Source organism: Flavobacterium sp. FlaQc-57, assembly GCF_044007395.1.
In the GTDB taxonomy this organism is placed as follows: domain Bacteria; phylum Bacteroidota; class Bacteroidia; order Flavobacteriales; family Flavobacteriaceae; genus Flavobacterium.
The window spans coordinates 554834-568847 of the sequence record NZ_JBIPDA010000002.1; the positions used below are offsets into that span (position 1 = coordinate 554834).

Annotated in this window: 11 protein-coding genes; 8 read left to right on the top strand and 3 right to left on the bottom strand. The window is 32.4% G+C overall.

What is annotated here, in order from left to right:
* The first annotated feature begins 60 nt into the window (after window positions 1-60).
* The 6 genes from ACHRVZ_RS08365 (at window position 61) to ACHRVZ_RS08390 (ending at window position 6677) form a co-directional block, all read left to right on the top strand.
* Complete coding sequence (locus ACHRVZ_RS08365; RefSeq protein WP_395421840.1) at window positions 61-1521, top strand: lipopolysaccharide biosynthesis protein; 1461 nt, start codon at window positions 61-63, stop codon at window positions 1519-1521.
* 29 nt (window positions 1522-1550) lie between these two features.
* Window positions 1551-1985, top strand: coding sequence for a dUTP diphosphatase (gene dut / locus ACHRVZ_RS08370; protein WP_395421841.1), 435 nt, complete (start codon window positions 1551-1553; stop codon window positions 1983-1985).
* 168 nt (window positions 1986-2153) lie between these two features.
* The gene (locus ACHRVZ_RS08375) at window positions 2154-3170 is read left to right on the top strand and encodes a sugar phosphate nucleotidyltransferase (protein WP_395421842.1); all 1017 of its coding nucleotides are present in this window, start codon (window positions 2154-2156) and stop codon (window positions 3168-3170) included.
* A gap of 50 nt (window positions 3171-3220) precedes the next feature.
* Complete coding sequence (locus ACHRVZ_RS08380) at window positions 3221-4573, top strand: tetratricopeptide repeat protein (protein WP_395421844.1); 1353 nt, start codon at window positions 3221-3223, stop codon at window positions 4571-4573.
* Window positions 4574-4587: 14 nt separating this feature from the next.
* Window positions 4588-5370: a DUF4292 domain-containing protein gene (locus tag ACHRVZ_RS08385; protein ID WP_395421846.1), complete on the top strand. Its 783-nt coding sequence runs from the start codon at window positions 4588-4590 to the stop codon at window positions 5368-5370.
* Between the two features lie 23 nt (window positions 5371-5393).
* On the top strand, window positions 5394-6677 hold the full coding sequence (locus ACHRVZ_RS08390; protein ID WP_395421848.1) for a murein hydrolase activator EnvC family protein: 1284 nt from the start codon (window positions 5394-5396) through the stop codon (window positions 6675-6677).
* A 60-nt stretch (window positions 6678-6737) separates the two neighbouring features.
* Here the strand turns inward: ACHRVZ_RS08390 and ACHRVZ_RS08395 are convergent, their stop codons facing one another.
* The 3 genes from ACHRVZ_RS08395 to ACHRVZ_RS08405 all read right to left on the bottom strand — a co-directional run bounded on the left by ACHRVZ_RS08395 (window position 6738) and on the right by ACHRVZ_RS08405 (window position 12143).
* Complete coding sequence (locus ACHRVZ_RS08395; protein ID WP_395421849.1) at window positions 6738-8318, bottom strand: RagB/SusD family nutrient uptake outer membrane protein; 1581 nt, start codon at window positions 8316-8318, stop codon at window positions 6738-6740.
* A gap of 17 nt (window positions 8319-8335) precedes the next feature.
* The gene (locus ACHRVZ_RS08400; protein ID WP_395421851.1) at window positions 8336-11326 is read right to left on the bottom strand and encodes a SusC/RagA family TonB-linked outer membrane protein; all 2991 of its coding nucleotides are present in this window, start codon (window positions 11324-11326) and stop codon (window positions 8336-8338) included.
* Window positions 11327-11723: 397 nt separating this feature from the next.
* Window positions 11724-12143, bottom strand: a complete 420-nt coding sequence (locus tag ACHRVZ_RS08405) for a CBS domain-containing protein (RefSeq protein WP_395421852.1) — start codon at window positions 12141-12143, stop codon at window positions 11724-11726.
* A gap of 231 nt (window positions 12144-12374) precedes the next feature.
* Here ACHRVZ_RS08405 and rbfA point away from each other — a divergent pair, with 231 nt between their 5' ends.
* Both rbfA and ACHRVZ_RS08415 read left to right on the top strand, forming a co-directional pair.
* Window positions 12375-12767 carry a 30S ribosome-binding factor RbfA gene (rbfA, locus tag ACHRVZ_RS08410; RefSeq protein ID WP_041519807.1) on the top strand — a complete coding sequence of 131 codons (393 nt, stop codon included), beginning with the start codon at window positions 12375-12377 and terminating at the stop codon, window positions 12765-12767.
* Window position 12768: 1 nt separating this feature from the next.
* Entirely contained in the window at window positions 12769-13974 is a 1206-nt protein-coding gene (locus ACHRVZ_RS08415; protein WP_395421853.1) for an ABC transporter permease, read from the top strand.
* The last annotated feature ends 40 nt before the right edge of the window (window positions 13975-14014 follow it).

Here is a 14014-nt window from a genome sequence, read left to right on the forward strand (position 1 = left end):
AAACAATAATAAACCAAAGAATTGGTTATTTTTGTTTTATAAACTTTTTACACATATATTTTGGGATTATATAAAAATCTATTCAAACAAACTGCTATTTATGGACTAGCGACGGTTTTGCCTCGCATGCTAAGTTTTTTATTGGTACGTTTATACACAGGTATCTTACCAACCGCAGAATATGGTGAAGTTTCGATCGTTTTGTCATGGATGGTTTTCTTTAATGTAGTGCTTTCTTATGGAATGGAAACTGCATTTTTTAGATTCTACAGTGCTGAAGAGGATAAGAAAAATGTCATTGCAACTTCGACTATTTCGATATTTTGGTCGTCTATTATTTTCTTATTTGCCGCTTTAATTTTTAGAAATACTCTTGCAAGTCTTGCCGAAGTTGATGTACAATATATAACCTATTCAGTTTGGATATTAGTTTTAGATGCTTTGGTTTTAGTGCCTTTTTCTAAACTTAGAGCCAACCAACGTCCAATGATGTATGCAGCCATAAAAATAGGAAATGTAGTAATCAATATGTTACTGAATTTCTTCTTTTTAGTGTACTTACCAAAATTGGCGGCCGCAAATCCTAATTCAGTTTGGGATAATTTATATGTTGAAAATTTCCAAATTGCATATATCTTCATTGCAAATCTATTGGCGAGTTTAGCCACTTTTATAGTATTATCACCAAATTATCTTTCGTTAGGAAGAAAATTCGATCCTGTACTTTGGAAGAAGATGATGAAATATGGTTTGCCAATTTTGGTTGCCGGACTTGCATTTGCAGTTAACGAGCATTTTGATAAAATTCTTTTAGGATATTTATTACCCGAAAATCTTGCAAAATCTGAGGTTGGAGCCTATTCTGCTTGTTATAAATTAGGATTGTTTATGGTTCTGTTTGCTACAGCTTTTAGGTTAGGTATTGAACCTTTCTTTTTTAGCCATGCAAAAAATGCAAATGCACCCCAAACTTATGCCGTGATCACAAAATACTTTGTTATTTTCGGGTCACTGATTCTATTGGGAGTTATTGTTTTTGCCGATGTTTTAAAATATCTTTTACTGGATAATAAATCGTATTGGGAAGCTATGAAAGTAGTTCCGTTAATTATTCTGGCAAATTTCTTTTTAGGAATTTATAATAACTTATCGGTTTGGTATAAACTGACAGATAAAACAAAAATTGGAGCCTATATATCAATAGTAGGCGCAATTGTAACATTGGTATTAAACTATTATTTAATTCCGAAGTACAGTTATTATGGGTCAGCAATTGCTACTATTTCAGCTTACGGAAGTATGATGTTGATATCGTATGTTTTAGGGAATAAATATTATCCGATACCTTATGACATGAATAAAATTGGAGCTTATTTAGGAATTTCAATTGTGTTTTCGGGTATTTCTTTTTACGGATTTAGAGAAAATTACTTCGTTGGAATTCCGTTACTTTTAGCTTTCGTTTATTTTGTTTACCATAATGAAAAAGACACAATCAAAGGAATTATGAATAAAAAGTAGTAGTGCTTTTTAATCTTTTAAATAATAAAATGAAAATACAAATTATCAATAAATCGCAACACGCTTTACCAAACTACGAAACAATTGCTTCGGCGGGAATGGATTTACGTGCCAATTTAACAGAAGCGATTACGTTAAAACCTTTAGAAAGGACTATTGTAAAAACAGGTCTTTTTATTGAGTTGCCAATAGGTTATGAAGCGCAAGTGCGACCAAGAAGCGGTTTAGCAGCAAAAAAAGGTGTCACCGTATTAAATTCACCTGGAACTGTTGATGCCGATTATAGAGGCGAGATAGGTGTAATTTTAGTAAATTTATCAAATGAAGTTTTTGTAGTCGAAAATGGAGAAAGAATAGCTCAATTGATTATTGCTAAACATGAAAGAGCGGAATGGATTGAAGTTGAAGAGCTTTCAGAAACATCAAGAGGAGAAGGTGGATTTGGAAGTACTGGAGTGAAATAGTATTCAGTTACACTTCTAAGTAATCAGTTTCGGTGCTTTGCGATATTAAAAATGAAATAATAAAACTTTGTAATTTTTGCAAAAAAATCTTTGCGAACTTTGCAGTTGAAATTAAGAATAAAACTAAGAGGATTTTTTTAGATCTTCCAACAAAATAAAGAGATAAAAATGAAAATAATCGTTCCAATGGCGGGTCGCGGATCAAGACTTAGACCACATACTTTAACAGTTCCTAAACCATTAATTCCTGTTGCAGGAAAATCAATTGTACATCGTTTAGTCGAAGATATCGCTAAAATCTTAAAAGAACCGATCGAAGAAGTTGCTTTTATTTTAGGAGATGAAGCGTTTTTTGGAGAAGACCTTGTAACAAGTTTAGAAGAATTGGCTGGAAGTTTAGGAGCAAAAGCGGCTATTTATCGTCAAGATTTACCATTAGGAACGGGTCATGCTATTATGTGTGCAAAAGAATCTTTGTCTGGACCTGCAGTAATTGCATACGCAGATACGTTAATTAGAGCTGATTTTGAATTAGATCCTGCGGCAGATGCTGTAATTTGGGTAAAACAAGTAGAGCAACCGGAGGCATTTGGTGTTGTGAAATTAAACTCTAATAATGAAATTATAGAGTTGGTTGAGAAACCAAAGGAGTTCGTGAGCGATTTAGCCGTTATCGGAATATATTATTTTAAAGAAGTTGGTGATCTGAAAAAAGAACTTCAAGGAGTTTTGGATAACAATATTCAAAATGGTGGCGAATACCAAATTAATGACGGAATCAAAGCAATGATGGCTAACGGTAAAGTTTTTAAAACCGGAAGTGTTGATGAATGGATGGATTGCGGAAATAAAGATGTTACTGTCGAAACAAATTCCAGAATGTTAGGGTTTTTGCATAATGATGGAGAACATTTAGTAGATTATGATGTGAAATTAGAAAATGCAACAATTATTCCTCCATGTTACATTGGTGAAAACGTAGTATTGAAAAATGCAACTGTTGGTCCAAATGTTTCGATAGGGAAAGGATGTCACGTTATTGATAGTTCAATCAAAAACAGTTTAGTACAAACCTATTCTCAAATTAAAAATGCAAATTTAGACAATGCAATGATAGGAAATCATGTTGTTTATGATGGTAAATTTACCAGTATTAGCATTGGTGATTATTCTGTTTTAGAATAAATTAGTTAGAATAAATAGATTCGTTTTTGTTTAAAGATTAGATTTTAGATATGATACAAAAAGGAGTTATAGTAATTTTATTTTTCGTTTTGCTTGGCAATACAACTTCGCTTATGGCTCAAACAGAACCAGAAGATATTGCTATGGCAACCGATGTATATCAAGACTCTTTTTATGAATCTTTAAAACAAAAAGGAATCGAAAATTATGATAAGGCAATTGTGTCATTAGAGAAATGTATTAAACTAAAACCTGATGACGCTGTCGCTTATTTTGAATTGGGTAAAAATTATTTTTATTTAAAAGAATACAGAAATGCTCAGGATTCTTTTGAAAAAGCCACGAAATTAGATCCAAAAAACAAATGGTATTGGCTAGGAATTTACGATGTAAGTTATGAAACCAAAAATTATCCTTTGGCAATAGAAACAATTCAAAAGATTATTCCATTTGATGAAGAATATAAAGACGATTTGATTTCGTTGTATATGATTACCAATCAATTTGAAAAAGCGCTTGTTATGATTATCGAGATGGATGAGAAGTTTGGAAAATCGGACGATCGTAATAGATATAAAATGCAAATTTTGTCGCAAGGAAAGTATCAAAATGCAGAGATTGATAATTTAATTAATCAGATTAAACAGAATCCAAAAGTAGAATCGAATTATGTAGATCTGATTTTTTTGTATTCAAAAGCCGAACAAACAGACAAAGCTTTAGATGTTGCAAAACAATTAGCAAAAGAAGTTCCAACTTCGGAGTGGGGACAAGTGAGTTTGTTTAAAACTTATTTAGATGCGAATCAGGCTGATAAAGCGATCAAATCTATGAATGTAATTTTGGCAAGTTCAAAAATTGATTCAAAAATTAAACACCGTACTTTAAATGAATTTTTAATTTACGTTAATAAGAATCCGCAGTATGCTCCGGATTTAGAGAAGGCGATTTCTTATTTTGATAATGATCCAAATGTCGATGTTGCAAAAGAAATTGGAAAATTTTATCATAGTAAAGGTCAGTTTGCGAATGCTATTAAATATTATGAGAAAGATTTAAAAGCAAATTCAGATACAGATCGTGAAACCAATTTGCTTTTACTTGAAGCGTACACTCAGACAAAGCAATTTGAACCGATGACAAAGCGAGCCATGAGTATGATTGAAGTTTATCCGAGTCAGCCGCAATTTTATTATTACGCCGGTTTAGGAAATAATCAGTTAAAACAATTTAAAAACGCAAAAACCGTTTTAGAAATGGGACTCGATTATGTTGTGGATGATAAAGCTCTTGAAGCAAATTTTAATATTCAGTTAGGAGAGGCTTATAATGGTTTGGGAGATGCTAAGAAAAAAGAGGAATACTTTTTGAAAGCAAATGAATTATTAAAGAAAAATAAGTAAAAGATTAAGTGCAGATGAAAAAATATATAGCAGTAGTATTGTTGTCGATTTTTATGATTTCTTGTAAATCAAAAGCGGTTGCAGTACAAAACAATAACGAAAATAAAGAAATTACTCCAAAAGAGGAGAAAAAGATAATAGAGAAACATTATAACAATAAGTTAGATTTTTCTACTTTATATATAAAAGCAAGTGCAAGATATGCTGACGAGAAACAAAGTCAAAATGTTACAGCAGAGATTAAAATCGAAAAAGACAAGCAAATCCTGGTTAGTGTACGTTTTTTAGGAATCACGATGGCTAAAGCTTTGATAACACCTACAACTGTAAGTTATTACGAAAAAATAAAAAGCACTTATTATGAGGGTGATTTTACTAGTTTAAGCCAATGGTTAGGAACTGAATTAGATTATAGTAAGGTTCAGAATTTATTGGTTGGAGAAGCATTAGATGATTTAAGAAACGGAAAATATACACAAACTATTGTTGAAAATCTACTTCGTTTAGATGATGAAAAATCGGTTAGTTTAAAAAAGTCATTTTATTTAGATTCAGATAAGTATTTGCTACAAAAAGAAGAGATTTCTCAACCTGCTGAAAATAGAATGTTACAAATTTTATATTCTGACAGTAAGGTTTTTAATCAAGGAACATTACCAACAAGTGTTGAAATTAACGCAATTCATCCAAAAGGGAAAACCAATATTAATTTGAATTATAACAATATTTCATTTAATGAAGAACTTTCTTTCCCTTATAGTGTACCAAGTGGTTATAAAAAAGTTATAATTAAGTAAATTTGCAAAAAGAAAACATAAACATGCCAAAATTTCTCCTAAGCCTAATTTTTATATGTGCCACGACATTTATGTGGGCGCAAGATTCGCAACAAGAAAAACTGGAAGAACGTAAAGCTCAAATTCAGCAGGAAATTAGAGATAATGAAAAAATGCTGCAGAGTGTAAAGAAAAAAGAAAAATCAGCAGTAAATGTTTTTTTAATTCAGGCGAATAAAATTAAACTGAAAGAGAAACTGATTAATACTACGGCAAAGCAAGAAAAGCTTTTGAGCAATGATATGTATATTAACCAGGTTAAGGTTAATAAACTCAAAAAAGAGTTAGACATATTAAAAAAGGATTATGCAAAAATGATTCTGAAATCGTACAAAAGCAGATCTGAGCAAAGTAGAGCTATGTTTATTCTATCTTCAGAGAGTTTTTTGCAAGCTTATAAAAGAGCGCAATATTTAAAACAATATACCAATTTTAGAAAAAATCAAGGTTTAGAAATTCAGTCTAAAACCGCACAATTAGTTGACTACAACGCGAGATTGGATGGTCAAAGAACGGTGAAGAAAAAAATCATTGCCGAAAATGAAAAAGAAAAGAAAAGCTTAGAAGTTGAAAAACAAGAGCAGCAAAAATTAGTTAACTCGATTAAAAAAGATAAGAATAAAATTATTGCCGATACTAAAGCTAAGCAACAGGAATCGAAAAGAATTGATGCAAAAATTAAACAATTGATTCGCGAGCAAATTAGATTGGCCAATTTAAGAGCAGAAGAAGAAAGAAGAAAAAAAATCGAGGAAGACAAGAAAAAAGGTATTGCTACCAAAGAGCCGGATGAGCCAGCAAGAGTTGTTTCATCAGACAGAATTGCGTTAACTCCGGAAGGTAAAGTATTAGCCGCTGATTTTAAAGCAAATCGAGGGAAATTGCCTTGGCCGGTAGAAAAAGGATTTATTTCGTTAGGATACGGAGATCAGCCACATCCACTTTATGCATCTTTAACAGTTCATAATTCGGGAGTTGAGATTACGACAGAATCAGGCGCAACAGCACGTGCAGTATTTGAAGGTGAGGTATCTAAAGTTATTATTTTATCGCCCGTAAACAGAGCCGTTTTTATTCAGCATGGAGATTACTTTACAGTATATCAAAACCTAAGTCAGGTATTTGTTGAGCAAGGAGATAAAGTAAAAATTAAACAAAGTATTGGTAAAGTAAGAACAAGTGGAGATACAGGAAAAACAATTATTAAGTTTTTAATTCTTCAAAATACCACAAACAACAATCCGGAAGGATGGTTACAAAACAGATAGATTCAGTTTAAACATAAAAAAAATCCTTTTCAACATTATGTCGAAAAGGATTTTTTGTTTTTAGTTACTCACGTTATCGGGATTTTGAACCAACGCAGGATTAGAATCTAAATCATATCGAGGAATTTTAAATAAGAAATTCTTTGAAGGAACGAATTGCAAAGGATTGTTCACATACATATTAATCTTATTGTCATTTCCGTATTTTACATGATTCGCAACATTCTTGCCAATACGGTTTGTTCTTATTTCATCAAAAAACAATACCCCTTCACCAACAAATTCCCAACCACGTTCTCTATATATAGCATCTGCAAAATCTTCTTTACTTAAGCCTGGAGTCAAATCGGGCAAATTGGATCTGTTTCTTATTCTGTTTATATATGAATAAGCTGCTGCCGGACCGTTGATTTCATTTTCTGCTTCAGCGTAGTCCAATAATACATCGGCATATCGAATAGCATAAGAATTCGCCTGTGGTTTTTTTAATGAAGCTGAACTTTCTGTTCTGTCATAAAATTTAAGATTTCCTGGTGATGCAGTTTTCCATCCTTTTGATCCGGGGAAAAAACCTTTGTCTGCAGGCACAAATTCAATAGTTTGAATAATATGACTCGGATTACCTTTTTCAGTAACATTAACTTTAGTCAAAAAGCTGCCTTCTTTTCGAGTATCAGTATTATCATAAGAAAGATAATGTTGTATAGAAGGACCAAAGCGATGGTACATATAACAGCCAAGAGTAGTTTCGGTTATGTTTACACCAAACATGACATGGTTATTATTGTATTCATTTTCAACAGCTCCATATTGAAGTTCAAAAACAGATTCCATTCCGTTCTTATTATTAGTATTCCACCAGAACCATAAATCTTTGAAATTTGGCTGTAAATTATATTGACTGGACTGAATTACTTTGGAACAATAATCTTTAGATTTCTGAAAATAAGTTTTATCGCCGGTCATACCACCTCTGGTTAAGTACAAATCACCTAATAAAGCTTGAGCAGCTCCTTTTGATGCTCTCCAAATATTACCATTTCCATAAGCTGATTTTAGCGGAAGATTTTCTTCTGCATATAAAAGATCAGCAATTATATAAGCATAAGTTTCGTCGGTCGTTTTTCTTGGAATGGCCAGGTTTTTAAGTCCTTCTGTAAAAGTTTCGGGAATTGGAACGCCACCATACATACGCACTAAATTGTAATATGTAGCAGCTCTCAGGAAACGGGCTTCTGCGAAATACCTTTTTTTAAGAGTTTCGTCCATTTCAACATTTGCTCCTCTTCCTATAACTAGATTTGCTCTGTTAATAATATTGTAGGCGTCGTCCCAATTTGTGATTACCATTTTATCGGCATTATTCATATCTGACCATACATTCCAAAGCTGTGCATCGTCTTTTGCATAGGCCGGAGAACCAAATTCAGTTAGAACCTCGAGGTACATAATGTATTTATAATTGCCATTAAAACCATTTTGATAACCATCATAAACGCCCACTAAAGCAGTGTTTAGTTCGTCTGCATTTTTATAATAGTTGGTTGGTGATAAAAAAGTAAAAGGTTCCTCGGTTAGATCAGTACATTGAGCAAATAACATTAATGCACAACCTGAAAAGATATATTTTAGAATTTTCATTTTATAGATTTTTAAAGTTAAAACTTCGCGCTAAAGCCAACAAGCATTGTTTTTACATAAGGTGAATTTACGCTGCCGCTCTCAGGATTATATCCTCGGTGATTTGCAAAATTGATGTAGTTCTGAGCATTTATATACACATTCAACTGTTTTACCCAATCAACATTTTTAATTACATTAGATAAATTGTAAGCTAATTTGATGTTTTTAATTACAAAATAATTCCAGTCACCGTTCGTACGATTGGAGAGATATACTTCCTGAGCACCTGCACGAGGGAAATTTCCTGTTGGATTTGTTGTGCTCCACATTCTATCATAAGCATATTGAGTTGGCAGGTAATTTCTATTTTGAATTTGATTTTCTCCAAAAATCATATAATTATTATCTTCATCAGATGCTAAGCCAGTAGCTCCTTGTCCGTAGATATCTAATGTCATATTTTTATAACTTAGATTTGTTGAAATACCGTAAAAGAAATCAGGAGAAGTTGAACCTATGTTAGCATAATCATCATTATTAATAATTTTATCTCCATTTTTATCAACGTACATTTCTTCTCCAAGTTTTGCTGTAGGACGAATTTTTTGATAAGCAGTTAATTGTTCCTGTGTTTTGATAATACCTGCAGATTCTCGAGCCCAAACACTATTTACCGGTTGCCCAACAATAAGATATTTGGCAATTCCGGCAGAAGAGCTTCCTACGTTAATACGTTGTACATCGCCATACAAACTAACAATTTCGTTTTTGTTTTTAGAGAAATTGGTGCTTACATCCCATTTAAAATCAGAATCGATTACTTGTACTTTCGCCGTAACTTCAAAACCAATATTTTTAACCTCTCCAATGTTTTGTAACATACTGTTATAACCGGAAGTTGTTGGAATAGGTACATTGTATAATAAGTCAGATGTTTGTCTTTGATAAAAATCAAGATTTAAGTCAAATCTTTTCCATAAAGTTAAATCTACTCCAACATTATATTGAATATTTCGTTCCCATTTCAAATCCGGATTTCCAATTGTTTCTACAAATCCGAAAATTGGATTGTTTTCATAAACATAATTGGCTTTTACAAGCTTCGATAAAGATTGATAATTACCAATTTCCTGATTACCGGTCACACCATAACTAGCTCTTAGTTTTAATGCACTTATTACAGAATTGTTTTTTAGAAAGTTTTCTTTGTCAATTCTCCAACCCAATCCCACAGAAGGGAAAAATCCCCATTTATTATTATCGCCAAAACGAGATGATCCGTCATAACGACCAGTTAAAGTAACGAGATATTTTTCGGCATATGCATAAGATGTTCTGGCAGTCCATGAAATTAGTTTGCTTGAATATTTAGTCGAAGAATTTGTGATACTTCCTCTGTCAGCATAAGTAATGTCATTTGCTCCGGTTGCATCGTTTTGAAAACCAGATCCTCTAACGCCTAAATCTTCATACACATATTCCTGCCATGAATAAACACCTGTTGCGGTAAAACTATGTTTGTCATTCCAGGTATTAGAATAGCTTAAAATATTATCTGTTAACTGAGAGGTTTGTCTTCTGTAATATTGAGACCCTGTACCAGTGCTGCCAGATCCTATTCCGGCGGTTGATTTTGAGGTATAATATTCATATTGTTTTTCATTAGACACATCTACACCAAAATTGGTTTTGAAAGTTAGATTTTTCGCCACTTTAAAATGAGCGTATACATCTCCCAAAATACGATCTGAAGAAATTTCGTTTGTCATTTCTGCTGCCTCCGAAACCGGATTCCATGTTCCTTCAAAGTAAGAACTAATACTTGGGTCTTCTGTAGCATAATGCCAGCTTCCATCAGTGTTTTTTACTGGAATTGTTGGCCATCCATATCTAAAAATATCTCCGGTTGGATTGTTTCGAATATCTCTTTGCGAGCGTCCTACTTGTAAATGCGTTCCAACAGTAAGCCAAGGCTTATATTCGTGGTTTAAATTGGTTCGGAGTGTCATTTTTTTAAAGCCTGAAGCTTCTACAATTCCGTCTTGCGAAAAAAGATTTCCTGAAAGCAAGTAGGTAGTGTTTTCTTTTCCACCGCTAAATGATAAAGAGTAGTTTTGCATTAAAGCCATATTTTTAATGACTTCATCTTGCCAGTTAACATTTATGTTTGGAGCAGGATTAGCTGCAGAGTAAACCGGTTTTCCTGTTGAATAAGTGTAAGCGTCATTGATAAACTTAATAAAATTATCTCGGCTTAACGTTTTAGGTAATCGGGTTGGTGTAGAAATACCTTGCGTACCAACAATTTCCATGTTGTTTTGCCCTTTTTTTCCTTTTTTGGTTGTAATCAGGATAACGCCATTTGCACCTCTTGAACCATATATTGCTGCAGATGAGGCATCTTTAAGAATTTCCATTGATTCGATGTCGTTTGCACTAATGTCATTTAAGTTACTATTGACCAACGGAAAGCCATCTACAACAATTAACGGATCATTTCCGGCACTGACAGAACCATTTCCGCGTATTCTTATTTTAGGAGAAGAACCAGGAGAAGAATCATTGTTAAGAACAGCAACTCCAGCTGCTCTACCCTGAACAGCTTCAAGCGGATTCGAACTTGTTACAGTAGTTAATACATCTCCTTTTATTTGAGTTACAGAACCGGTTAGATCACTTTTTTTCATAGTTCCATAACCCACGACAACAACTTCTTTAAGTTCTGCAACGTCATCGGTTAGAATGATATTAATAGTAGAAGATTGTTCAACGGTTTTTTCGGTGGTTTTAGAACCTGTTGAACTAAAAATCAAAACGCTTCCTGTATTTGCGCTTATCGAATATTTTCCATCAAAATCGGAGACAGTACTAACTTGTGATCCTTTAATTACAATGTTTGCCCCAGGAATAGGAACCCCGTTTGAATCGGTTATTGATCCTGATACCATTTTGTTTTGTGCAAGACCTGTAAAATGCATCAAAATGGAAAAGATCAAAATAATCAAATGATTAATTTTGTTTTTCATAAGTATAAATTTGGTTAGTTATAGCAGACTAACTTATTTATATCTCACTCCCTTTCTATCCTGTTCTATCCTGCTAATTTTGAAGCTGATAGCGTTATTTGTGCAAATGCAACTCTAGTATTTTTTATTAAATAGTTGATATGCTGATTTTTAAGTTAATTATTGTTTCGGCAATTTTATTTAAAAAATAAACGATTTATTTTAAATTAATGTTATTTTATTATCAATAATAAATTTATTTAATAATCATTATTGCGTTTATATTTTGTTGATAATTGTTATATTTTATTAATATATTGATGATTTACTGTTTTATTTGTTTTTAAATAAAATAATAATGAAGGATAATACAAAAAAAAGAGCTATTTCAGCTCCTTTTTTAAAGAATGATTTTTGATTACTCATAAAGTTCTAAAAAATACTTCACAACATCGGTTGTGGTGACAATTCCTGTAAGTTCGCCATTATCTACAACAGGTAAAGCATGAAATTCTTCTTTCACAAAAATTTCAGCCAAATCCCTTATAATACAATCCGACGAAACTGTTTTAGGTTTTGAAGTCATTACCTGAGGTATGGTCAACATGTCCAGAATGGCTTCATCAGCTCCTTCTTGCCCTTCAAACAAAGCACCAAAAGTCAATCGGTTTATGTCTGTACGACTTATAATGCCAATTACTTCTTTTCCTCTCAGAATAGGAATGTGTCTAATAGTGTGTTTCTTTAGTTTTTCAACTACTTTTCTTAAATCGTCATTTTCGCTTGCAGTTATGACGCTTTTAGTCATTATATGACTGATTGGTTCTCTTTTTTTCATAATTGATTTTGTATTATTATAGTTCAATCAAATATGTAAAATAATTCCGATAAAAAACCTGATTTATATCATCTTTGAGAATCAGTTGTTTACAATTAAAGATCTCGTTTTTTTGGATAATTATTAAAAAAAGAACACTAAAATAGGTAATAGTAGCTAAGAATGTAAAAATCATTCTATTGTTGATTGTGAAATTGCAACGATTGAAATTAAAAATAGTATTTTTGCATAATGGAAACAAATAGACAGAAAAAAATAGGCGGTGTCATCCAAAAAGATTTGGTTGATATTTTGCAAGGTGAAGTGAGAAAAAACGGAATTACGAACTTAGTAATTTCAGTATCCAAAGTTAGTGTTACTTCAGATTTATCTGTGGCAACAGTTTATTTGAGCATTTTTCCTCAAGACAAAGCCAAAGAAACTTTGGAAGGAATAAAATCAAACTCAACTTTAATCAAACACGATTTATCACAACGTGTACGTTTGCAATTGCGTAGAGTACCTAATTTGGTGTTTTTTATCGATGACTCGTTAGATTACATTGAAAAAATTGATAATGCATTATCAAATAGAGAAAACCCAATTGAAAATCGTGATCTTTTAGAGAAAAGAAGAAAATCATAAATTGAATTTCCCCCTTTACATAGCCAAACGTTATATTTTTAGCAGAAGTAAAAACAATGCTATCAATATCATCAATCGGATTGCCAGCATGGGAATTATTGTTGGCGCAATGGCTTTGTTCGTGGTTTTATCTGTTTTTGGAGGATTAAAAGTTTTTAGTCTTTCGTTTACAAATGAGATTGATCCCGATTTAAAAATTACCAGTACTTACGGAAAATCATTTTTGATCACACCTAATCAGGAAAGTGAAATTAAAAAAATTGATGGTATTGTTTCATATAGCAAAATCATCGAAGAACGTGTTTTATTCTTATTCAAAGACAAACAGCAAGTAACCTATTTAAAAGGAGTTGATCGCAATTACACGATAGTAAATGCGATTAAGAAAAAACTTTTTAATGAAGAGGGTGAATGGCTGAAACCAGATACTTATCAGGTAATTGTAGGATATGGAATTGCAAGAGATTTTTCGATGGGAATATTGGATTTTGAAAATCCGTTGCAAGTATTTGCGCCGAAACCGGGAACAGGTGCAATCGAAAATCCGGATCAGGCATTCAATAAAGTAGATGTTTTACCCGTCGGAATTTATTCAATAAGTGAAGACATAGATTCAAAATATGTTTTTGCCGATTTGGGTTTAGCGCAAGAATTATTGATGTATAAACCAAATCAGATTTCAGGAGTAGAGTTCAAGCTAAAACCAAATGCAGATGAGAACGCTATAGACGCAAAACTTAAGACAATTTTCAAAAATAAAATTACGGTAAAAAACAGAGCACAACTGAATGAGTCTTTGTATAAAATGCTGAATACAGAAAATATTGTCGTCTATCTAATTTTTACTTTAGTGATCATAGTGGCACTTTTTAATTTAGTTGGAGCACTAATTATGATGATTTTAGAGAAGAAAGGAAACCTTAAAACCCTTTTTAATCTTGGAACAGAAATAAAGAGTTTGAGAAAAATATTCTTGCTTCAGGGAACATTATTAAGTTTATTTGGTGGAATAATTGGTCTTATTTTGGGCATTATTTTAGTCGTATTGCAACAACGCTACGAACTCATTATGATTACGCCAACCTTGGCATATCCTGTAGTTTTTACCCTTAACAACGTACTTATAGTATTGGGAACCATTGTATCACTTGGCTTTATAGCATCTTTAATTGCGAGTAGTCGAGTAAGTAAAAAGCTGTTAGATTAATATTTCTGAAAGAAAATATTGCCTATATTTATCCTCTTAA

Coding starts and splice junctions, on each gene's coding strand:
- dut (WP_395421841.1), top strand. CDS start 1,551: ATGAAAATACAAATTATCAATAAATCGCAACACGCTTTACCAAACTAC.
- ACHRVZ_RS08375 (WP_395421842.1), top strand. CDS start 2,154: ATGAAAATAATCGTTCCAATGGCGGGTCGCGGATCAAGACTTAGACCA.
- ACHRVZ_RS08380 (WP_395421844.1), top strand. CDS start 3,221: ATGATACAAAAAGGAGTTATAGTAATTTTATTTTTCGTTTTGCTTGGC.
- ACHRVZ_RS08385 (WP_395421846.1), top strand. CDS start 4,588: ATGAAAAAATATATAGCAGTAGTATTGTTGTCGATTTTTATGATTTCT.
- ACHRVZ_RS08390 (WP_395421848.1), top strand. CDS start 5,394: ATGCCAAAATTTCTCCTAAGCCTAATTTTTATATGTGCCACGACATTT.
- ACHRVZ_RS08395 (WP_395421849.1), bottom strand. CDS start 8,318: ATGAAAATTCTAAAATATATCTTTTCAGGTTGTGCATTAATGTTATTT.
- ACHRVZ_RS08400 (WP_395421851.1), bottom strand. CDS start 11,326: ATGAAAAACAAAATTAATCATTTGATTATTTTGATCTTTTCCATTTTG.
- ACHRVZ_RS08405 (WP_395421852.1), bottom strand. CDS start 12,143: ATGAAAAAAAGAGAACCAATCAGTCATATAATGACTAAAAGCGTCATA.
- rbfA (WP_041519807.1), top strand. CDS start 12,375: ATGGAAACAAATAGACAGAAAAAAATAGGCGGTGTCATCCAAAAAGAT.